Raw genomic sequence first — 21937 nt, forward strand, 5'->3', positions numbered from 1 at the left:
GGCAGCTTGAATTGCAGCTAACTCTGCTTGGCGACGCTGCTCTTCCGCTTCCTCTGCCGCTTGAATCGCAGTTAACTCAACTTGACGCTGACGTGCCATTTCTTCTTCAGCAAGACGCATTGCTTCCGCTTCTTGGCGTTCACGCTCGGCTTTTTCTTCCGCCAGTTTTTTCTCTTCGGCTTCTTGGCGTGCTTGTTCCGCTTGCTCTTCGGCAGCTTGAAGCTCTGCTAGTTTAGCTTCCCGCTCACGTTCTGCTTGCTCGGTTGCCGCATCAATCGCAGCTTGTTGTGCTTCATACTGACGCTGAGCTTCATCTTCTGCCGCTTTAATAGCAGCTTGCTCAGCTTGATGTTGACGTTCCGCTTCGGCTGTTGCGGCATCAACCGCAGCTTCATGGGTTGATTGGTTTTCGACGTCATTAACCACATCATTTTGTTGAGTTTGTTGTTGCTCTTGTTGCTGGGTTTCTTCTTCATTTTTACGCCCAAACCCCAACCATGAAAAAAAACCTTTTTTCTTGTCTTTAGCCATTTGCCACTACACTCCTCGCGGTAAAAATATGGCACTCGATAATCAAATCGCAATAAAATTATATGCAGTCTACCATTTCATCGCTCAGCAACACATATCTGAAAGAAAAATCCTGCCAATTTAATCTGAATTTTCGTGTTAAAACTGTGAAAATGAAGCACTATAATTGAAATACGGCCAATCAGAGATAACAACACTGCAACTTATCGCCTGACAGGTATACAATAGTAACAATCAAATTTAAGTACATAAACCCGTTAAGCAGCAATAAACATTATGGCAAAAAAACCACAATCCCCCTCTTTAGGGCAAATTCGTATTATCGGTGGAAAATGGCGCGGAAGAAAGCTGCCAGTTCGTGATAGTGAGGGCTTACGCCCAACTACAGACAGAATTAAAGAAACGTTATTTAACTGGTTGATGCCAATCATTCGAGATGCGCGTTGCTTAGATTGCTTCGCAGGCAGTGGCTCACTGGGCTTTGAAGCACTTTCTCGTTTTGCAGAAACAGTCACCTTTATTGAGCTCGATAAACACAACGCCCAATTATTGACTGAAAATAAAACTCGCTTACAAGCTGATAACGCAACCGTAGTGAATCACAACAGCCTAAATTTTTTAAGCCAAGCAGGTACACCTTTTGATGTCGTTTTCATTGACCCACCATTTCGCAAAGGACTGCTCAATGAAACCATTCAATTGTTAGAAAAAAATCAATGGTTAGCTGAAGAAAGCTGGATATACGTTGAGTCAGAAGCGGAGTCACCACTTACTGACATTCCAGCTAACTGGCAACTTCATCGCGAAAAAATAGCTGGGCAAGTCGCATATCGCCTTTTTATTCGAACTTCACTTTAGGGACAAAAACATGTTTATCAATATTGGACGCCTGCTCATGATTTGCGTTTGGGGTTTTATGGTCTTTAACCTCGTCCATCCATTCCCTAAGCCATTGAAATATTTCATGGATATTGCAATGGTGTTCATGGTATTTATGCATGCACTGCAAACTATTTTCCTAAAAGCAACGCTTCCTAAAGGGGAAAAAATCTCTGGTTTAGTTCAACTACGCATTTTCTTTTTTGGCGTATTCGAAATGTTAGCCATGCAGAAAAAAACCAAAGCCGCTTTAGAAGAAGCAAAGAAAAGGCAATCAGACCAGTAAAAACTTTATGATGCAGGCTCGAAACGAATAAACCGAGTTCCTTGCATCGTGAGTTTTCCTTCACTGCCTAACGCTACGCTTTGGTATTGTTCTTCTGTCACAATCGTTTTGATAATTTCGCCGCTTGAGCGCGTTTTGAAATAAATTTCATAGCGGAAGGTTTCAGGGGAAACAACATCTCGTTCACGAGAACGCATATTAGGATAAGGGTAATCCTTTTTGTTATCCACCTTGACCAAATAGCTCACCAGCAAAGAGTTATCATTAATTTCATTTTGCTTGCGTTGGTCAAAAAAACGCTTAGTAGCAAGAACCGCAATAACCGCTAAAACAATGATCAATAGTATGGGCTTGTTCATAATGTATGCTTTTCACTTAAAAAATCCGTCATGATAGTTTATCTTATTTAACTAAACAGGGCACGTTTCTAAGTTGCCAGACCACTGCCGTGTCATTCATTGAACATATAAGGATGTGTATATGATTAGTTGGCCATTCCTCGCAGTACTCTTTTCTGGTTGGTTATATGTCGATGCCGCCTACCGAGGACCTGGGTGGCAACGTTGGTTATTTCGCCCGATCACACTGCTGCTTTTATTACTTTGGGGGTGGAGTTCCGATGATCTTAACCTGCAAAACTACCTCATTCTTGCTGGATTGCTAGTTTCTCTTGTTGCAGATCTTTCTCGTATGCTTTCAAGTGAGCACTTACTAGCTTCTGTCGCATTGATGTTCTTAAGTTATTTGATTTACACCATCAGCTTTGGAATGCAGCTAAATTTCGGGCTCTATCTACCTTGGCTAGCCGCCCCTCTGATTGTCGCTGCCATTACTTTAGTGTTTATTTGGGGCAAACTTGAAAATCTTCAAGCCATTGTTTTTGCATCACTAATAATGTGTATGATTATGGCATGGGTTGCTGGTGACCAATATTTTGGTCTCGGCCGTGAATATAATTTTTCAATCATGGTTGGTGCATCTCTGCTATTTCTTTCTAACTGTGTTTGGCTAATTGCTCGATTCCGTCTTCCATTTAAAGCTTCAAAAGCTGTTGTTGCAGCGCTCTATTTCCTTGGGCAGTTCTTTATTGTGCGGGCAATTTACTTGTAATTACTATCCGCAAAGACTAAGCCAATTGACTAAAAGTGCTATTTGAGAATTTTATCAATTGGCTCCCCCTTTTTGGTTTGACTCTGGAGTAGACTCCAGAGTGTAGACTTATCAACAATGAATGATAAAACGAATCATTGTTTGATAAGGGGGCGCTTATGCACTCACACTCTCATAAAGAAAATCATGTACATAGCAGTTCTTGTTGCTCTAGTAACAGTACTTGCTCATCTGCTATCGCTGAAAATGACAAAAAAGTGAGTAACGACTCACATACTTCCGAGCACAGTGCAGTGAAGAAAAACCCTGATGACGATGAAGAAGCTCATCATCATATCGGGGACCATTCTGCACATGAGCATGCAGTAAATGACAATCATCATAAGGGACATAACCACCAGCATGGTAATAGCTGTGGTTTAACTCCGGATGTCGCGAATGAAGTTGAGCCTACCCAAGCGGCTAGCCAGCGCTTTAGCTGGATAATCCGTGGTATGGATTGCCCAAGTTGCGCAAATAAAATTGAAACTGCAGTTAAGCAAATCAGTGAAGTAAAACAAGCCAAAGTATTATTTGCCACAGAAAAACTTGTGGTTGATGCCAACACAGATATTAGTGTGGCAGTTCGCTCTACCGTTGAAACTGCGGGTTATGAATTACTTGAAGTCGGTAGCAATAGTGCGGCAGCAGCTCCACCAAGCTTAATTAGTGAAGCTAAGCCCGTCATTATTTTAGCGATTTTAATGGCTATTAGTTGGGGGATTGAATTTATCAATCCACAGTTGGGTAATATTGCCTTTATTTTAACCACCCTGTTTGGGTTATACCCAATTGCCCGTAAATCATTACGCTTAATGCGAACGGGTTCACCTTTTGCCATCGAAACATTGATGACGGTTGCCGCAATAGGCGCAATCTTTATTCAAGCAACAGAAGAAGCCGCAATGGTTATCTTACTGTTTATGTTAGGCGAAATGTTGGAATCTTATTCTGCCGGAAGGGCCAGACGAGGTGTTAGCGCCTTAATGGCACTGGTTCCAGAAGATGCCGTTTTAATCAAAAATGGGCAAAAAACAACTATTCCTGTTGCGCAGTTACGTCCCGGGGACATTATCGAAATCGCACCAGGTGGGCGTTTACCTACCGATGCCGTGTTAGTATCTGGTTTTGCCAGCTTTGATGAAAGTGCATTAACGGGTGAATCTGTACCTGTCGAACGTAATATTGGAGATAAAGTGGCTGCAGGTTGCTTATCTGTTGATAGAGCCGTTCAAATGCAGGTGGTATCAGAGCAGGGTCAAAATGCGATTGACCGCATTTTACAGCTGATTGAAGAAGCAGAAGAACGTCGCGCACCAATAGAACGTTTTATTGATCGCTTTAGCCGTGTATACACACCAATCATCATGCTGATTTCCGCATTAGTGATTGTTATTCCACCTATTTTCTTCAGCGCACCATGGGAAACATGGATTTATCGCGGGTTAACACTGTTATTGATTGGTTGCCCTTGTGCATTAGTGATTTCAACCCCTGCAGCAATTACCTCCGCATTAGCAACTGCTACACGGCGCGGTGCTTTAATTAAAGGGGGAGCCGCATTGGAGCAACTGGGAACTATCACGACCATTGCTTTAGACAAAACGGGCACACTGACAGAAGGTAAACCCCATGTCACTAACTTAGTCCCTGTTGAAGGCTTGTCAGAAAGTGAATTAGTACAAATCACCGCATCTGTTGAAGTTGGCTCTCACCACCCACTTGCTAAAGCAGTAGTTAATAAAGCGGAAGAACTTTCTTTGACTGTCACTGAAGCGCAAGAGCGTAAGGCACTGGCAGGAAAAGGAATTGAAGGATACCTTAATAACAAACATATCCTTGTTAGCGCACCAAACCGCCTTGATACGCCATTAAACAGTGAGTGGCAAAGTAAAGTAGAAACCTTAGAAGCAGAAGGGAAAACCGTTGTTGTCACACTCGAAAATAACCGCGTGATTGGTTTAACCGCACTGCAAGATACATTGCGCAAAGATGCTGCGGATACGATGAGCATGCTAAAAGCGCTCAACGTGAATGCCGTGATGCTGACAGGTGATAACCCTCGAGCAGCAAGTGCTATTGCAGGCCAATTAGGCATGGAATACCGCGCAGGGTTATTACCGGAAGATAAAGTCACTGCGGTTATGGAGCTTAACCGAAACCACAGCACGATGATGGTCGGTGATGGCATTAATGATGCTCCAGCAATGAAAGCGTCTAGTATCGGTGTTGCCATGGGCAGTGGTACGGATGTGGCATTAGAGACTGCCGATGCCGCGTTAACTCATAACCGTTTAACTGGGCTTGCAGAGATTATTGCGCTATCTCGCGCAACACGAAAAATCATTCGTGAAAATATTGCGATTGCCTTAGGGTTAAAAGCCGTATTCCTCGTCACCAGTTTGTTGGGAATTACCGGGCTTTGGGTCGCCGTTCTTGCTGACTCCGGTGCAACAGCACTCGTAACAGCAAACGCAGTGCGCCTATTACGCGTTAAATTACCTCAAGTGAAAAAGTAATTTATATCAACTGATTTAAACGCCACAATAAGTGGCGTTTTTTCTTTTACAACCTTTCCAATAAATACTGTTATTACAATATGTTAAATACAATTTTAACTTAAGAATTAGGACTAACTTTTTCTCCATCAACCCCAGATTCCGCTAAAATGCATTTTGAAAATCACTCTTTTGGCAAGGTATTAGCGGGTATTGGGTATGGTAAAAAATCACAGTTCAACGCCACATGACGCTGCATTTAAAGGGTTTATGTCTAAACTTGATAATGCACGTGACTTTTTTGATATTCACTTACCCAGCCATATTAAGCAATTATGTGATTTCAAAACATTAGCGATAACAAATTCTTCTTTCATTGATAACCAGCTACGAACTCGTCTTTCGGATATGCTCTACACTGTCGAGACACAGCAAGGTGAAGGCTATATTTATATGTTAGTTGAACACCAATCAACACCCGATAAGCTAATGGGTTGGCGGATGATGCATTATTCGTTCCTTGCCATGAATCAACATTTACAACAAGGCCATCATGATTTGCCCCTGGTTGTGCCAGTTTTATTTTATCATGGAAAGGTAACGCCTTATCCATATGCTAAGCCGTGGACACACTGTTTTCCGTGGCCAGAAATTGCATCAAACTTATATAGTCAACCATTTCCGCTCGTCGATATTACTGTCATTGATGATAATGAACTCGTAAACCATCGCAAAGTTGCGGTTATGGAACTCGCGATGAAGCATAGGGACTTAAGAGATAACATAGAAAAAGTCACGCAGTTGCTAGCTGAAGCGATGAATCAAAATTATCATCATAGCGATGACATCATCACTATTTTCAATTACTTATTTATTACTATGGATTCACCTCACTTTGAAATAGTGGTTAACCAACTTATTGATCAAATTGAAAATAACCAAGAGGCGATTATGAACATTGCGCAACGATTAAAAAATCAAGGAATACAAGAAGGCATTGATATTGGTGTAAATAAAGGCATAGATATTGGAGCAAACAAAAAACAACATGAAGTTGCTCTGAAAGGTTTACAACTCGGTACAAGTATTGAGCTTATCTGTCAGCTCACTGGGTTAACTCATCAGGAAGTATTAAATCTACAATAATCCCCCCTGCCTTTTGGCAGGGATTGATACAATGCAATTAGCTAATGGCGGTTAACTCGATTTTTTACGTAACAAATAACGATACGGAGCATTCTCAGCCTCTACCGCTAATAAATCATGCTCCATAAAGCGGCAGAAACCTGGGATATCGCGTGTGGTTGCTGGGTCATCAGCAATAATTAACAACGTTTCCCCATCAGCCATATTACGAACTGTTTTGCGCACTAACATCACAGGCTCTGGGCATCGTAACCCTAGCGTATCAAGGGTTTTCGTTGGATTAGCAAATAAATCAGACATTAAAAAACACTTCTAAAAGGAATCAATAGACTGATTATATAATAAAACGCTCATTGATAAATGAACAGTTTTGCTTTTGTTGCGCAACGAGCGTATGATGCGCTGTTCCCAAATGTTGGGATGTATTTCATGGGTTCCCTCACCCCATTGTGACTAAAAAGGTACAATATGTTTAATTTTACTGCGCAGCAAAAAGCCACTGCGTTAATTTGGCTTTCGTTATTTCATATTTTAATCATTACCTCTAGTAACTACCTCGTGCAGTTGCCAATTAATATTTTTGGCTTCCATACCACTTGGGGTGCTTTTACTTTTCCATTTATTTTCCTTGCTACTGACTTAACCGTACGTATCTATGGTGCACCGCTGGCTCGCCGAATTATAACTGCGGTCATGTTGCCTGCATTACTGATTTCCTACGTTATTTCAGCGTTGTTTTTCCAAGGTGAATGGCAAGGTTTTACCGCTTTATCTGAGTTCAACCTATTCGTTGCTCGTATCGCCGCGGCAAGCTTTATGGCTTACGTACTTGGGCAAATATTAGATGTCAGCGTATTCAATAAGTTGCGCCAAAATGCACGTTGGTATGTGGCACCTGCCTGCGCTATGTTCTTTGGTAACTTAATTGATACTATCGCATTCTTCTTTATTGCATTTTTCCGCAGTAGCGACCCCTTTATGGCCGCAAACTGGGTCGAAATCGCGTTAGTTGACTATGTTTTCAAGTTACTTATTTGCATGCTATTTTTCTTACCTGCTTATGGTGTGCTTTTGAATTTTATCTTGAAATATTTCTTTGCAAACTCAGATAAAAAACAGTTAGTCAATCAGCACTAAACAAAAAAGGAGATAGCTAAATGCTATCTCCAAATAAGTTTAACTGAGCTAAAACAAAGAATAACAACCCTACAATTCAATTAATTACATGCTATAACGCTCTTGCTAGGAGTGAAATCGGGTGCTCACACTTCTTACTTGTCGACATCTCAATTTGCCACTTACAGGTTTCACAGTCAGTAATCACCATATCAGCGCCACTTTCTTCGATTTGGCGGAATAATCCTGCGCCAATCCCTTGAGAAACTTCATAGTTTTCTTTTTTGAAACCATATGTTCCAGCAATACCACAACATTGTGAATCCAGCACAATCAGCTCAACACCTGGTACACGTTTAATTAACTCTAACGTGTAGGAAGTCCAACCCATTTTTTCCATGTGGCATGGTGTGTGATAGGCCACTTTTAACGGTGTGTGTTTGAGCTTCAATTCACGCCCTTCTTCAAGTAGGCGATAGATATAACGTGTTGCCAGCTCAATGTTGTCACGCATCGCTGAAGTGTCGACGTCTAAAACATGGGTATATTCATCACGGATAGTAAAGGTACAGGTTGATGATGTCGCCACCACAGGTACATGTTTCTCAAGAATCGTTTCTTGTAATGATTCAAGATTAACATTCGCTTGGCGTTTCGCTTGTTTCATGAACCCATTGGCAATTAACGCAACACCGCAACATTTTTCGCGTTTAAGTAATTGAACGCCAATATTCATCCCATTGAAGACTTTGATCAGGTCTTTCCCAAGTTGAGGATGGTTATAGTTCACATAGCAACCATGGAAGAATGCAACTTGTTCTTCATATTTGGCTTGTTCAGCAGCTTGTTTTGCATACCAACGACGGAAAGTCCCAAACGAATATTTAGGTAATTCACGGCGATGGTCGATTTTCAATGCTTTATCAAGAATTTGACGAACCGGTTTTAACCCTGTAATGGTATTCACCACGGGTGCAAATGGTGTCGATAACGAGCCCATTAAATCCGTGTGGCTTAATATTGCATCACGAATTTTAGGTTTTTGCTGGCTATAAGTATTACGTGCGCGTGCGATAATATCACCGATTTTTACATCAGATGGGCAAGCCACTTCACAACGCTTACAGTTAGTACAATATTTAAGTGCCTCGTCATATAACATTGGGTCTTTTAAACGTAAACGCTCACCGTCAGGCCCCGCTTGTTTAGGACCAGGGTACAGAGGGTTAACCTTTGCAACAGGGCAATAAGTGGTACACACAGTGCATTTAATACAGCTTTCAAAGCTTGCATCTTGAATACTCATTGCGCCACCCCCACCTGCATCGCTTTATTTTTACTCATTTCATTGATTATTTGATTCGCTACATATAATGCGCTAATCATTGATACGCCCGCACCACAACCTTGAGTAAGAGGATCAAAACCGCCTAATACGGCACCTGCTACATAAAGATTAGAAATGGCTTTTCCCTCTTTTTGTGCGCGTAGTTTTTCATCGGTTTTCACGCCAAAAGCCATATAAGGCTGGGAAGCGAAAAACTCTTTATTGGTCCATTTTGCACGTTCTGAAATTTCACACAGATCCAATTGCATCAAAGGCTCATAGACACGGTCAAATTCGGCTACCAATCCATTATTGAAAAAACTCCCTGTCGCTAGAACGAAATGCTTAGCTTTTAAAGAGATATCACCATGATTGCGAGTTTGTACCGAATCAATTACCCCATCGATACAATTCACTGAAGTGACTTTATCACCAGGCATCACAATACCGCCTTGGCGACGAAATTGACGCAATAGCAACTCATGTAAACGAATACCTAATAATGATGGCGGTAAAGTCGGCAGTAAGAATAAGGGTTTACCTAACCGTTTTTGTAACTCAATTAATGGCTCATCACTATCAAGTCCTACACAAGCAGGCATGAATATGGTGTCGGCATCAGCCACTAACGGGAGAATTTCTTCAACCATTTGCGCCATATTCTCCGGCCTATCCAACCAACGAGCGACATTAATTGCCCTAAATTCACTCGGATTTTCTCTCAAACGGTCAAGTAAAGGTAAATGAACATAATGAGAACTGGCTTCTATCCCATCACGCTGTAGTTCATCCGCCACCATTTGTGGTTGGAAATCTAAAAACCCTTCGATACCAACAACTGCAATTTTCCCCATTGCCATTTTTTGGTGTAAACCCACCGTTGGGACAGACTCAGGGCTAAGCCACGTCATGCGTTTATGGCCTAAAGGTGTAATGCGATAATGATTTTCTTTACTGCTGCCTTTTAAACGAACGCCACTTTGTTGTAATAAGGATTGAGCCAGATTCGCCAATTCGCTAACCTGATCCTGACCAATAATACTATAAGGGTGAGTCGGAGCCTGCGCTTGTAAAGCATTTAACATTTCTAATGGCTTTTCAACAACTTGCCCATCCGGTAAGTGTGTAAGTAAATCTAATGAACCTGAAGAAAAATGCAGCGCATTTTGCCCGGCGCTAACAATTGCACAAGACAGGCCTGATTGTGTTAAACGAATACCACAAAGTAACCCGGCTAGGCCGCCGCCCATTACCACAGCATCATATTTCATTATCAGCCTCCTTCTGTGCACCCTTACCTAGTGTCGCTTCGTTCATGCCACATAATCCATGATATACCCAACTGGTAAATTCACTTTCACGCAGTGCATCCCCCCAAGCAATTGGACGTACACCTTTCCATCGCTCATTCAGGAAGTGGCCCAGTTGTTGCTCTGTTTCATGAGGTGTTGTGACATTAAAACGATTAAGTAAGCCTGCAGCCCGGCAAGCACATAATTCACCTTGGCAAGTTCCCATCCCCACTCGGGTACGACGCCTTAAATCAAGCAAGTTATTGACCGTCAATGAATTAACAGCATAACGTACTTCACCAGCAGTAACGGCTTCACACTCACAAACTAAACTTTTATCGAGCCTATCCGTACTGAGAATGGCAGAAGCTCTATCGCCATGACGGTAAACCGCTGAGCCACGAATAGGAGCAGGAATAGAAACAACGTTACGTAAGGCTTCTTCTGCGCTGTGCTGCGAGCCCGGTAACGGCGCTTCTGCGGTTGTACATTTGGCGCTATGACCCAGTTTTTCGCAAACTTTATCTGTAGCCCATTCCGCCATCAGGCGATAAGTCATCAACTTGCCACCCGTAATGGTGATGAAACCTTCTAAGCCATCACGTTTAGCGTGGTCTAACAACACAATACCACGGCTCACATTACGCCCTGATGGGTCATCATCACTGGCAACTAATGGTCGAACGCCTGCATACGCACGTAAAATGCGCGTTGTCGCAAGTGCAGGAGACAGCATTGAACCTTCGCGAATAAGAATATCCACCTCTTCAGGGGTGACATACATATTATCAATTTGATCATATTCAATATGAGTCGATGTGGTGCCAATCAGGGAAATCGTATCGCCGGGAACCAAAATATCGGCATCTGCAGGTTTACGGCAGCGGTTTATCACCATGTTATTCAAGCGGTGGCCTAAAATTAATAATGCCCCTTTTGCAGGGAACATTTTAATTTTTAATTCGCCATACTCTGCGATTTTTTGTCCCCAAATCCCGCCTGCATTAACGACAATTTCTGCATAAATATCATACTGTTTTTTGGCATGGTGATCATAAACCGTCACGCCACGTACAGTATCACCATCACGAATCAAACCAATGACTTCGTGATAAGTTAACACTTTCGCGCCATGCTCTCTGGCATCTAACATATTTGCTGCAGTCAAACGAAATGGGTCAACCGTGCCATCAGGAACACGAACCGCACCGATTAGATGTGGGTTAACGGAAGGTTCAAGACGAATCGCCTCTTTAGGGTCAATCGCCGTCGCATCAATGCCTGCAGTTTGGCAAGCCGTAATGAATTGTTGCTGATACTCTAAGCTGTCTTCAGGGAGGGTAATAAACAAACCATCTGTTCGCTCAATACAGTGATGCGCGATACGCTTTAAAATCTTGTTCTCTTCTATACATTCTCTGGCAGACTCACCATCAGTGACTGCATAGCGCGCGCCACTATGAAGTAATCCATGGTTACGCCCGGTCGCACCAGTCGCAATATCATGCCTTTCGAGTAAAACGGTTCTTAGACCTCGGCGAGCGCAGTCACGAGCGACCCCTGCACCTGTTGCGCCACCACCAATAATGATGACATCCGTTTCAGTCACAGATGAGCCATTCATGTCGCATTCCTCACATTAATAAACGTTTCTATAATAGATAAGTATAGGTTCTATTTTTATAATCTATTATTAAATATAGTCCAGAAACGCGATCAATGTTTGATAAGGAACAAAAACGAAAGCAATAGATCCATTTTCAGTGTTTTAAAGAGCAAAATCGTGATGAAAATCACAAAATAATTAACATTTCTAGTTCCATTCCATTCACAAATGTCATTTACTATGCAACCTCATAAACAAAATCAATAATTGTGCGTTGGATTACAGATAAATTGTTTTTTAACGACTACAATTTAGAGCAATTAAGAAAATAAAGACTCTTAAATTACTCGATTATTTTCGTTTTTGTTACTTCACCAATAATAAACACTCAATATTTCTCTGAAGTAGAGAATGGAAGTGTAAATAAAAATTAGCATGCCATCGGAGGCGTATATGTTAAGCATTTTTAAACCAGCACCTCATATACAGAGGCTGCCAGCTGATAAGGTAGATCCTGTCTATCGTAAGCTTCGCTGGCAGATCTTCATGGGTATTTTCTTTGGTTACGCAGCGTATTATCTAGTCCGAAAGAACTTTGCGTTAGCGATGCCATATCTTGTTGAACAAGGTTTCTCTAAAGGTGACCTTGGTTTTGCATTATCAGGGATCTCAATTGCTTACGGATTTTCTAAATTTATTATGGGGTCGTTTTCCGACCGTGCAAACCCGCGTTATTTCTTACCAGCAGGTTTGATTCTCGCCTCCGCGGTGATGTTAGTCATGGGCTTCGTGCCATGGGCAACATCGAGCATCATGGTAATGTTCGTATTACTGTTCCTTTGTGGTTGGTTCCAAGGTATGGGTTGGCCTCCTTGTGGACGTACCATGGTTCACTGGTGGTCACAAAAAGAACGTGGCGGTATCGTTTCGGTTTGGAACTGTGCGCACAACGTCGGTGGTGGTATCCCTCCATTACTGTTCATGTTAGGTATGGCATGGTTTAACGACTGGAAAGCTGCGCTGTATATGCCTGCATTGGCTGCTATCCTTGTTGCAATCATTGCATTTGCGTTAATGCGCGACACCCCGCAGTCTTGTGGTCTTCCTCCAATTGAAGAGTACAAAAACGACTATCCAACTGACTATAAAGCATCAGATGAGCAAGAGTTAACTGCAAAAGAAATCTTCATGAAGTATGTTTTCCCAAACAAACTGTTATGGATGATTGCGATTGCTAACGTGTTCGTTTACTTACTGCGTTATGGTGTTTTGGACTGGTCTCCAACTTACCTGCGTGAAGTTAAACACTTCGCAATGGACAAATCTTCATGGGCTTACTTCTTATATGAATACGCAGGTATCCCAGGTACGTTACTGTGTGGTTGGATGTCGGATAAAGTCTTCCGTGGTAACCGTGGAGCCACTGGTGTGTTCTTCATGGTTCTGGTAACCATTGCAACTATCGTGTTCTGGATGAACCCAGCTGGTAACCCAAATGTTGATATGGCATGTATGTTGATCATCGGTTTCCTAATCTATGGTCCTGTTATGTTGATTGGTTTGCACGCCCTTGAACTTGCACCGAAAAAAGCAGCAGGTACAGCCGCAGGATTCACAGGCTTGTTCGGCTACCTCGGTGGTTCTGTAGCAGCAAGTGCTATCGTTGGTTATACCGTAGACTACTTCGGTTGGGACGGTGGCTTCGCAGTCATGATCGGTGGTTCAGCACTGGCCGTTGTTCTACTGTTTATCGTGATGTTGAGCGAAAGCAAACATAAACGTGAATTAGCAAACTCACAATAAACATTCATCAAATGTTCATTGTTAATCGCTAGACTCGTGGGCTATATCAAAAAATGATGTAGCCCATTTTTTTACCCAAATAAAGTGCCAAGGAGATATAATCATGAGCTTTCCATTAAAAACATTGGTGGCTAGTATGGTTTTAGTGATGTCAGTGTCTGCTGTAGCTCAAGCTTCAAGTAAAGTTGTCATTGCACATCGTGGTGCAAGTGGTTACTTACCGGAACATACCCTACCTGCAAAAGCAATGGCTTACGCACAAGGTGCTGATTTTCTTGAGCAAGATTTAGTTATGACGAAAGATAACGAGCTCGTGGTCTTACATGACCATTATCTCGATCGCGTGACAGATGTTGCTGAACGTTTCCCTGATCGCGCCCGTAAAGATGGCCGTTACTATGCGATTGACTTTACCCTTGATGAAATCAAATCACTCAATTTTACAGAAGGATTTGATATTGTTGATGGTAAAAAAGTGCAAAGCTATCCGAACCGCTTCCCAATGGGCGAATCAGACTTCCGCGTTCATACCTTCCAAGAAGAGATTGAATTTGTTCAAGGACTAAACAAATCAACGGGTAAAAATATTGGTATCTACCCAGAAATTAAAGCCCCTTGGTTCCACTTACAAGAAGGCAAAGATATCACCAAAAAAACACTCGAAGTCCTTAAAGAGTATGGCTATACCACCAAGGATTCCAACGTTTATCTACAGTCATTTGACCCTAATGACCTAAAACGTATCAAAAATACCTTGATGCCAGAAATGGGGATAGATCTTAAATTAATTCAATTGATTGCTTACACCGATTGGAACGAAACTCAAGAGCAAAAACCTGACGGAACTTGGGTTAATTACAATTATGATTGGATGATGAAACCGGGTGCAATGAAAGAAATTGCAACCTATGCAGATGGCATTGGCCCTGATTATCATATGCTAATTAGTGAAGAATCCACGCCAACTAATATCAAAGTGAATGGCATGGTTAAAGAAGCTCATGATAACAAAATGGCAGTGCATCCGTTCACTATCCGGGTTGATAAGCTGCCAAAATACGCCAAAGATGGGCAACAGCTTTATGACATCATTTATAACCAAGCTGATGTCGATGGTGCCTTCACCGACTTCCCTGATTTAGGGGTTAAGTTCTTAGAGCAACAGAAACAAAAATAGTTTTCTGGGACAAAACAAGAATGCAGCCATTTGGCTGCATTCTCTTCAAGTTGACCATCTTAATTTAAATTTAAGCGATAGTGACAGGAAATGCGATCACATCACTGATTTTATCTGCATTTAAAGCAATCATAATCAGCCTATCAACCCCAACAGCGACACCAGAACAATCAGGTAAACCATGCTCTAAAGCCGCGAGCAAGTGCTCATCAATAGGTGCAGTAGGTAGCCCCATTGCCGCTCGCTTACGGTTGTCTTGTTCAAATCGCTGGCGTTGTTCGCTTGCATCAGTGAGTTCATGGAAACCATTTGCTAGTTCCATTCCCTTATAATACACCTCAAAACGCTCAGCAACACGATGATCTTCCGTGCTAATTACGGCAAGAGACGCTTGGGTTGCAGGGAAATGATACACGACTGCAGGCTTTTCTTTACCAATATGAGGCTCAACGCCCATGGTAAATAGCAGTTGAAGTAAGGTATCTTTATCTTCTTCCTGATCCGCGATATTGCTCAAATCTAAACGGGCTGCAACCTCACGTAATTCACTTTTTTCAGCAGATAACGGGTCAATATCCAAATAGCGTAAAAACGCTTGTTGGTATGAAAGTAGCTCTGCACTCTCACATTCTAAAACTTGTTGCAGTAGGTCATCCACTTCATTGATCAAGCGATACATATCAAAATGCGGGCGGTACCACTCTAACATGGTAAATTCAGGGTTATGATGTCGCCCTGCTTCTTCATTTCTAAAGCTACGACCTAACTGATAGATAGGACCACTACCGGCCGCTAATAAACGTTTCATGTGGTATTCAGGGCTGGTCATTAAATATAAATTAATACCTTGCGCTGCACCAGGGCCCACAAAACGCGTTTCAAATGGAACAAGATGAATGTCAGTGACTGTTGCCTGACTCATTGCGGGGGTTTCGACTTCAAGTACACAACGATCAGTAAAAAAACGTCTGATTTCCGCAATTATTTTTGCGCGCTGTAACAGGTTAGCGATGGGGGCGGTTGGCTGCCAATTCGCTATATCACTCATTAAGATGACTCCAAAATAAACTTAGTCGTGCAGTGTACCCACCTCACAGGCAACACACAATGCATTTACACTGATAATGCATATTTATCTGAACGTAAATACTTGCAACTGTCGGCATGATGATGAGTAAGTAGAGATAGCCTGATTATCTCTTGCTTTATACGATTAGGCAAAGCCTTTACTTTTAGCTTTATCCTACAGAGGTGGGAAGAGTAATGAAAGTAGCCAGAAACATGATTAATTCTTATATTATGTGACATATCTGTTACTAAAAAAGCGAAACGATTCGCTTTCTCAATCTATTTTAAAATTTTCTGTTCAAAATTAAATTTATTCTAAATAATAAATAGTGAGACTCCTCGCAAATTAGCATTCAATATGAATTAAACTCTTCAGCTATAATAATAGTATTAATCACTTATTATTGATAAAACCTGAGTAATTCACTTGGTTTTATACACTAAAAGTCTATGTAAATTTAATGATAATCATTTGAAATTCCTTTTTATTCGGTGTTAACAGCCTAGAAAATCCAGTAATGTAAAAACAATTTATAAAAAGAAGATCTATCTCACACTTTATCGCTAAATTTGGCCAAAACACCCCTCTATATCAAATTTATCTTGAGGACTATTCGCTATAATTCACAGCATGATAAGTCATTATTAGCTATTATATTATTTACTATTAAAAAACAGATATTTCGTAGTTTAGCTTTAAGTTGAACTGAAAATGACGTAGCTAATTATCAAAAGTATTTAAAAGAATTTATCAATTTTACACTTGAACAATGGAGAAGCGCAGTGCAAACCTTCAATGCCGATTTAGCGATTATCGGGGCCGGGGGCGCAGGCTTACGTGCAGCAATTGCTGCCGCTGAAGCAAATCCCAATATCAAGATTGCTCTGGTCTCAAAAGTATACCCAATGCGTAGTCACACTGTGGCCGCAGAGGGGGGATCAGCAGCAGTTACTCAGGCTCATGACTCCTATGACTATCATTTTAATGATACTGTAGCTGGTGGGGACTGGCTGTGTGAGCAAGATGTTGTCGACTATTTTGTCGAACACTGCCCAACAGAAATGACCCAACTAGAGCTATGGGGCTGCCCGTGGAGCCGTAAACCAGATGGTTCAGTTAACGTTCGCCGTTTTGGTGGAATGAAAATTGAGCGTACGTGGTTTGCTGCTGATAAAACTGGCTTCCACATGCTCCATACCCTGTTCCAAACTTCATTAAAATATCCACAAATTCAACGTTTTGACGAACATTTTGTTCTCGATATCATTGTTGATGAAGGCCAAGTCCGTGGTCTTGTCGCGTTAAATATGATGGAAGGAACAAAAGTCCAGATCCGTGCTAATGCCATCGTGATGGCAACTGGCGGTGCTGGACGCGTTTATCGCTACAATACCAATGGCGGTATTGTAACCGGTGATGGTATGGGTATCGCATTCCGCCATGGCGTGCCGCTGCGTGATATGGAATTTGTTCAATATCACCCAACTGGGTTACCGGGTTCAGGTATCTTAATGACCGAAGGTTGTCGTGGTGAGGGCGGGATCCTTGTCAATAAAGACGGCTATCGCTACCTGCAAGACTACGGAATGGGGCCTGAAACTCCACTGGGTAAACCTGAAAATAAATATATGGAACTGGGTCCACGTGACAAAGTTTCCCAAGCGTTCTGGCACGAATGGCGTGCAGGCCGTACGATCAGCACTCACCGTGGTGATGTCGTCTATCTGGATCTACGTCACCTTGGCGCAGAAAAACTGCATGAGCGTTTACCATTTATTTGTGAATTGGCGAAAGCCTACGTAGGTGTTGACCCAGTAACAGACCCAATTCCTGTTCGCCCAACCGCTCACTACACCATGGGTGGTATCGAAACGGATCAACGCACAGAAACACGCATCAAAGGCCTATTTGCTGTCGGTGAGTGTTCTTCTGTTGGCTTGCACGGTGCAAACCGTTTAGGTTCTAACTCATTAGCTGAATTAGTTGTATTTGGTCGTCTGGCAGGTGAAGAAGCCGCTCGCCATGCTGCTGAAGCAACACCAGCCAATGCAAATGCTATCGAAGCCCGTACTCGTGATATCGAAGCTGACCTCAGCAAACTCATGAACCAAAAAGGGAAAGAGAGCTGGTCGAAGATCCGCGACGAAATGGGTATTTCAATGGAAGAAGGCTGCGGTATCTACCGTACCCCCGAATTAATGCAAAAAACCGTTGATAAAATTGCTGAGCTGAAAGAACGCTTCAAACACGTCGAAATTACCGACCATAGCAGCGTATTTAATACTGACCTACTGTACACCATTGAATTAGGCTTTGGCCTTGATGTGGCGGAATGTATGGCTCACTCTGCAATCAACCGTAAAGAATCACGTGGTGCACACCAACGTCTCGATGAAGGCTGTACTGAGCGTGATGATGTTAATTTCCTTAAACATACTTTGGCATTCTATAACCCAGAGGGCTCCCCTCGTTTAGAGTACAGTGACGTGAAAATCACGAAATCTCAGCCAGCTAAACGTGTTTACGGTGCCGAAGCTGAAGCTCAAGATAAGGCGAAGAAGGAGCAAGCTAATGGATGATATGAAACACCTAAAAATGGAGATCATGCGTTACAATCCGGAAACGGATAGTGAGCCCCATTTGGTGACGTATGATGTCCCTTACGACGAGCAAACTTCTTTGTTAGATGCGTTAGGCTATATCAAAGATAACCTCGCTCCAGACCTGTCTTACCGTTGGTCTTGTCGTATGGCGATTTGTGGTTCTTGCGGCATGATGGTGGATAAAGTACCTAAACTGGCGTGTAAAACATTCCTGCGTGAATACCCGCAAGGTATGAAAGTTGAGCCATTAGGTAACTTCCCAATCGAGCGCGACCTTGTTGTTGATATGACTCACTTTATTGAGCGTTTAGAAGCGATCAAACCGTATATTATCGGTAATGACCGTAAACCTTCTGAAGGCCCAAATAAGCAAACGCCTGCACAGATGGCCAAATACCATCAATTTTCAGGCTGTATCAACTGTGGTCTGTGCTATGCAGCTTGCCCACAATTTGGACTGAACCCAGAGTTCATCGGCCCAGCCGCGATCACATTGGCAGAGCGCTACAATTTAGATAACCGAGACCATGGTGCGAAAGAACGCATGACCTTATTAAACGGTGACAATGGTGTCTGGAGCTGTACGTTTGTAGGCTACTGTTCTGAAGTCTGTCCTAAGCATGTTGACCCTGCGGGTGCGATCCAACAAGGGAAAGTTGCCAGCGCGCAAGACTTTGTTATCGCCATGCTGAAGCCACGATAAGGAGAATTGAAGTCATGACTACGAAACGTAAACCCTATGTCAGAGAAATGAAGGGTGATTGGTGGCAAAAGCTGGGTTTTTACCGCTTTTACATCATGCGTGAAAGTACCTCCGTCCTTCAGGTCTGGTTCAGTATTTTAGTCCTGTATGGGGTATTTGCGCTGAAAAGCGGTCCAGAATCATGGGCTGGCTTTGTTGGGTTCTTAAGCAACCCAATCATTCTTATCATTAACATTATTACTTTGGCGGCAACATTATTGCACACCACAACGTGGTTCAAACTTGCACCAAAAGCCGTCAGTATTATTGTAAAAGATAAGAAAATGTCTGAGGAGCCTATCGTTAAAGGCTTCTGGGCTCTTACGATTGTTGTTACGGCAGCAATCTTAGCAATCGCATTGTTATTTTAATCTAAGGAGAATCTGATGAATCTAACGCCTAAACGTTCCGATGAGCCGATTTTCTGGGGGTTATTTGGTGCAGGTGGTATGTGGAGTGCTGTAATTGGCCCTGCAATCATCATTCTGTTAGGAATTTTAATTCCTCTCGGTGTGGCACCAGAAATGCTGAGCTATGAGCGCATTATGGCATTTAGCCAAAGCTTTATCGGCCGCGTTTTCTTATTACTGATGATTATTTTGCCAGTTTGGTGTGGTATGCACCGTATCCACCATACGCTGCACGACTTTAAAATCCATGTCCCTGCGACAAAATGGGTTTTCTACGGTGGCTCAGCAATCATTAGTGTAATTGCAATTATTGGTGTATTTACTCTGTAAATAATGCAATCACACATTATTTTAATAAAAGGTATGACAGCACATTGTCATACCTTTTCTTTTTTAGGGCTTAAAGCCTCGAATAAGTGATTCTAAACCAAACAAAAATGCTTCTGTTCCATCATCATTATCCATGATTTGAATAGCTTCTTTTAATAACAATGGCATCGCTCCGTCTTGTTCAACATCTCTCTCACCCATTGCTGCCAAATGTTCTTGCTGCTCAAGTACTGAACCTAATGTAAAGTGCCCCACTGCACTCACTGCGTAAAGGCCACTTTTTAATGAAAAACCGCTATCAATCATAAACTGCAATTGTTTTTCCACCGTGGCGTATTGCTCTGCACTAGGCCGCGTGCCTAAATGTACCTTTGCCCCATCACGGTAACTAAGTAAGGCTCGACGAAAACTTAGTGCATTATGGCGCAAGAACTCCTGCCACGTTTCACCTTCAACAGGTAATGGATGGTCATGATGTCGTTTTAACATTTCAACCGATAATGCATCCAACAATGTGCGCTTGTTCTTTACATGCCAATACAGTGTGGGTTGCTCAACCCCGAGCTTTTGAGCCAATTTTCGCGTTGTCAGTCCTTCCATTCCCACTTCATTCAGCAAATCTAGTGCAGCCGTAATAATGGTTTCTTTATCCAATCTTGCCATCGCTTTCCCCTTAATTTTCTATTGACACTCTATCACTGATAGGGATACATTCCAAATCTATCAATGATAGAGAAATGAATAATGAATAAATTTGCGATCACTGCATTAACGATCACCGCCCTTGATGCTATGGGGATCGGTTTGATCATGCCTGTTTTACCTGCCTTACTCCGCGAGTATGTGACGCTAGAAAACTTGGCAAATCATTACGGTATCTTGCTGGCTTTGTACGCCATCATGCAGGTATTTTTTGCCCCAATACTGGGCAGATGGTCTGATAAATTCGGTCGCAAGCCTATTTTGTTGATCTCCCTTGCAGGAGCCGTACTGGACTACAGTTTATTGGCTTTATCGAGCTCACTTTGGATGCTGTATTTAGGCCGTTTAATTTCAGGGATCACTGGCGCAACAGGCGCCGTAGCGGCTTCTGTTATTGCCGACAACACTGCCCCACAAGAACGCACTAAGTGGTTTGGGCGATTAGGCGCAGCATTTGGCGTGGGGTTAATCGCCGGCCCTGCGATTGGGGGCTTTGCAGGGCAATTTTCCCCACATTTACCTTTTGTTATTGCGGCTATTTTGAATGCGTGCTCTTTTGTCGTGATCTGGCTTATTTTTAAAAATAAAAATGCCATACAGAATGATCAAAATGAAACTGTAGAGCTGTCAGTTCCCTTCATACAGCTGATAAAACCCATTATTTTGCTACTTTTTGTCTTTTTTATGGCACAGTTAATTGGTCAGATCCCTGCAACAACCTGGGTGCTATTTACCGAAAATCGCTTCCAATGGAATAGTGTGCAAGTTGGGTTATCTTTGGCGGGCTTAGGCGTTATGCATGCCCTATTCCAAGCTTTTATTGCTGGAGCCATTGCCAAAAAATTCAATGAAAAGGTAATAATCATTGTCGGCTTTGTCGCAGACGGAAGCGCATTTATTATTTTGTCATTACTCACCGAAGGTTGGATGATTTACCCTACATTAATCTTACTCGCCGGTGGTAGTATTGCATTACCAGCACTACAAGGGTTGATGTCAGCTCACGTCAATCACGCTAATCAAGGTAAATTACAAGGAGTATTAGTGAGTTTAACCAATGCCACAGGGGTAATTGGCCCATTACTATTTAGCGTTATTTTTGGCCAAACATTGCTGATATGGGACGGTTGGGTGTGGATGATTGGGGCTATGCTTTATGCGTTACTTATCGTCATTTATTTACTTTTTTGTGCTAAAAAAGCTTTAGAAACAAAAGAAATAAAACTATCGGCAGGCTAAATGTTAGGGTAACTCATTTAAATGCTATGATG

At 42.3% G+C, this 21937-nt stretch carries 20 protein-coding genes and 1 pseudogene; 13 read left to right on the top strand and 8 right to left on the bottom strand.

The window, feature by feature from the left end:
* Nucleotides 1–531 (bottom strand): annotated as a pseudogene (locus PR725_RS01420) (signal recognition particle-docking protein FtsY); the annotation flags it as partial.
* A gap of 276 nt (nucleotides 532–807) precedes the next feature.
* Here PR725_RS01420 and rsmD point away from each other — a divergent pair.
* Together rsmD and PR725_RS01430 are read left to right on the top strand one after the other, a co-directional pair.
* A complete protein-coding gene (gene rsmD / locus PR725_RS01425) occupies nucleotides 808–1389 on the top strand; it encodes a 16S rRNA (guanine(966)-N(2))-methyltransferase (protein WP_164529175.1) in 582 nt (193 codons plus the stop codon).
* Between the two features lie 10 nt (nucleotides 1390–1399).
* Nucleotides 1400–1696: a DUF1145 family protein gene (locus tag PR725_RS01430; protein WP_004908141.1), complete on the top strand. Its 297-nt coding sequence runs from the start codon at nucleotides 1400–1402 to the stop codon at nucleotides 1694–1696.
* A gap of 5 nt (nucleotides 1697–1701) precedes the next feature.
* Here the strand turns inward: PR725_RS01430 and PR725_RS01435 are convergent, their stop codons facing one another.
* The gene (locus tag PR725_RS01435; protein ID WP_109911656.1) at nucleotides 1702–2055 is read right to left on the bottom strand and encodes a DUF2500 domain-containing protein; all 354 of its coding nucleotides are present in this window, start codon (nucleotides 2053–2055) and stop codon (nucleotides 1702–1704) included.
* Nucleotides 2056–2176: 121 nt separating this feature from the next.
* Between PR725_RS01435 and PR725_RS01440 the strand changes: the two genes are divergently transcribed.
* The 3 genes from PR725_RS01440 (at nucleotide 2177) to PR725_RS01450 (ending at nucleotide 6489) form a co-directional block, all read left to right on the top strand.
* A complete protein-coding gene (locus PR725_RS01440) occupies nucleotides 2177–2806 on the top strand; it encodes a lysoplasmalogenase (protein WP_004908138.1) in 630 nt (209 codons plus the stop codon).
* A gap of 158 nt (nucleotides 2807–2964) precedes the next feature.
* Entirely contained in the window at nucleotides 2965–5364 is a 2400-nt protein-coding gene (locus PR725_RS01445) for a zinc/cadmium/mercury/lead-transporting ATPase (RefSeq protein ID WP_196723500.1), read from the top strand.
* Between the two features lie 198 nt (nucleotides 5365–5562).
* The gene (locus tag PR725_RS01450; protein ID WP_210845092.1) at nucleotides 5563–6489 is read left to right on the top strand and encodes an Rpn family recombination-promoting nuclease/putative transposase; all 927 of its coding nucleotides are present in this window, start codon (nucleotides 5563–5565) and stop codon (nucleotides 6487–6489) included.
* Nucleotides 6490–6540: 51 nt separating this feature from the next.
* Here PR725_RS01450 and tusA read toward each other — a convergent pair whose 3' ends face one another.
* Nucleotides 6541–6789, bottom strand: coding sequence for a sulfurtransferase TusA (gene tusA / locus PR725_RS01455; RefSeq protein ID WP_004908132.1), 249 nt, complete (start codon nucleotides 6787–6789; stop codon nucleotides 6541–6543).
* A 168-nt stretch (nucleotides 6790–6957) separates the two neighbouring features.
* On the opposite strand from tusA, the gene PR725_RS01460 reads away from it, so the two are divergent.
* Nucleotides 6958–7626: a 7-cyano-7-deazaguanine/7-aminomethyl-7-deazaguanine transporter gene (locus PR725_RS01460; protein ID WP_004908130.1), complete on the top strand. Its 669-nt coding sequence runs from the start codon at nucleotides 6958–6960 to the stop codon at nucleotides 7624–7626.
* A 91-nt stretch (nucleotides 7627–7717) separates the two neighbouring features.
* Here the strand turns inward: PR725_RS01460 and glpC are convergent, their stop codons facing one another.
* The 3 genes from glpC to glpA are packed head-to-tail and all read right to left on the bottom strand — an operon-like array spanning nucleotide 7718 to nucleotide 11848.
* Nucleotides 7718–8911: an anaerobic glycerol-3-phosphate dehydrogenase subunit GlpC gene (gene glpC, locus PR725_RS01465; protein ID WP_109911654.1), complete on the bottom strand. Its 1194-nt coding sequence runs from the start codon at nucleotides 8909–8911 to the stop codon at nucleotides 7718–7720.
* A complete protein-coding gene (gene glpB, locus PR725_RS01470; protein ID WP_272567265.1) occupies nucleotides 8908–10203 on the bottom strand; it encodes a glycerol-3-phosphate dehydrogenase subunit GlpB in 1296 nt (431 codons plus the stop codon). Before glpB ends, glpC begins: the two co-directional genes overlap by 4 nt.
* Nucleotides 10193–11848, bottom strand: a complete 1656-nt coding sequence (gene glpA, locus PR725_RS01475; protein WP_004908124.1) for an anaerobic glycerol-3-phosphate dehydrogenase subunit A — start codon at nucleotides 11846–11848, stop codon at nucleotides 10193–10195. The genes glpB and glpA overlap by 11 nt, the downstream gene beginning before the upstream one ends.
* Before the next feature lie 435 nt (nucleotides 11849–12283).
* Between glpA and glpT the strand changes: the two genes are divergently transcribed.
* A complete protein-coding gene (glpT, locus tag PR725_RS01480) occupies nucleotides 12284–13633 on the top strand; it encodes a glycerol-3-phosphate transporter (protein ID WP_109911651.1) in 1350 nt (449 codons plus the stop codon).
* Nucleotides 13634–13736: 103 nt separating this feature from the next.
* The gene (glpQ, locus tag PR725_RS01485; RefSeq protein WP_272567270.1) at nucleotides 13737–14810 is read left to right on the top strand and encodes a glycerophosphodiester phosphodiesterase; all 1074 of its coding nucleotides are present in this window, start codon (nucleotides 13737–13739) and stop codon (nucleotides 14808–14810) included.
* A gap of 70 nt (nucleotides 14811–14880) precedes the next feature.
* Here glpQ and epmA read toward each other — a convergent pair whose 3' ends face one another.
* Nucleotides 14881–15858, bottom strand: coding sequence for an elongation factor P--(R)-beta-lysine ligase (epmA, locus tag PR725_RS01490; protein ID WP_004908119.1), 978 nt, complete (start codon nucleotides 15856–15858; stop codon nucleotides 14881–14883).
* A gap of 803 nt (nucleotides 15859–16661) precedes the next feature.
* Between epmA and frdA the strand changes: the two genes are divergently transcribed.
* The 4 genes from frdA to frdD are packed head-to-tail and all read left to right on the top strand — an operon-like array spanning nucleotide 16662 to nucleotide 19964.
* Nucleotides 16662–18458 carry a fumarate reductase (quinol) flavoprotein subunit gene (gene frdA, locus PR725_RS01495; RefSeq protein ID WP_004258614.1) on the top strand — a complete coding sequence of 599 codons (1797 nt, stop codon included), beginning with the start codon at nucleotides 16662–16664 and terminating at the stop codon, nucleotides 18456–18458.
* Nucleotides 18451–19185: a succinate dehydrogenase/fumarate reductase iron-sulfur subunit gene (locus PR725_RS01500; protein ID WP_004258616.1), complete on the top strand. Its 735-nt coding sequence runs from the start codon at nucleotides 18451–18453 to the stop codon at nucleotides 19183–19185. Before frdA ends, PR725_RS01500 begins: the two co-directional genes overlap by 8 nt.
* 14 nt (nucleotides 19186–19199) lie before the next feature.
* On the top strand, nucleotides 19200–19595 hold the full coding sequence (gene frdC / locus PR725_RS01505; protein WP_109911650.1) for a fumarate reductase subunit FrdC: 396 nt from the start codon (nucleotides 19200–19202) through the stop codon (nucleotides 19593–19595).
* Nucleotides 19596–19610: 15 nt separating this feature from the next.
* On the top strand, nucleotides 19611–19964 hold the full coding sequence (frdD, locus tag PR725_RS01510) for a fumarate reductase subunit FrdD (RefSeq protein ID WP_004258620.1): 354 nt from the start codon (nucleotides 19611–19613) through the stop codon (nucleotides 19962–19964).
* A gap of 63 nt (nucleotides 19965–20027) precedes the next feature.
* Here the strand turns inward: frdD and tetR are convergent, their stop codons facing one another.
* Complete coding sequence (gene tetR / locus PR725_RS01515) at nucleotides 20028–20627, bottom strand: tetracycline resistance transcriptional repressor TetR (RefSeq protein WP_117162571.1); 600 nt, start codon at nucleotides 20625–20627, stop codon at nucleotides 20028–20030.
* A gap of 81 nt (nucleotides 20628–20708) precedes the next feature.
* Here tetR and tet point away from each other — a divergent pair, with 81 nt between their 5' ends.
* Nucleotides 20709–21905: a Tet(A)/Tet(B)/Tet(C) family tetracycline efflux MFS transporter gene (gene tet / locus PR725_RS01520; protein ID WP_272567278.1), complete on the top strand. Its 1197-nt coding sequence runs from the start codon at nucleotides 20709–20711 to the stop codon at nucleotides 21903–21905.
* Nucleotides 21906–21937: the final 32 nt, after the last annotated feature.

Source organism: Providencia sp. PROV255 (assembly GCF_028478065.1).
GTDB classification, from domain to species: domain Bacteria; phylum Pseudomonadota; class Gammaproteobacteria; order Enterobacterales; family Enterobacteriaceae; genus Providencia; species Providencia rettgeri.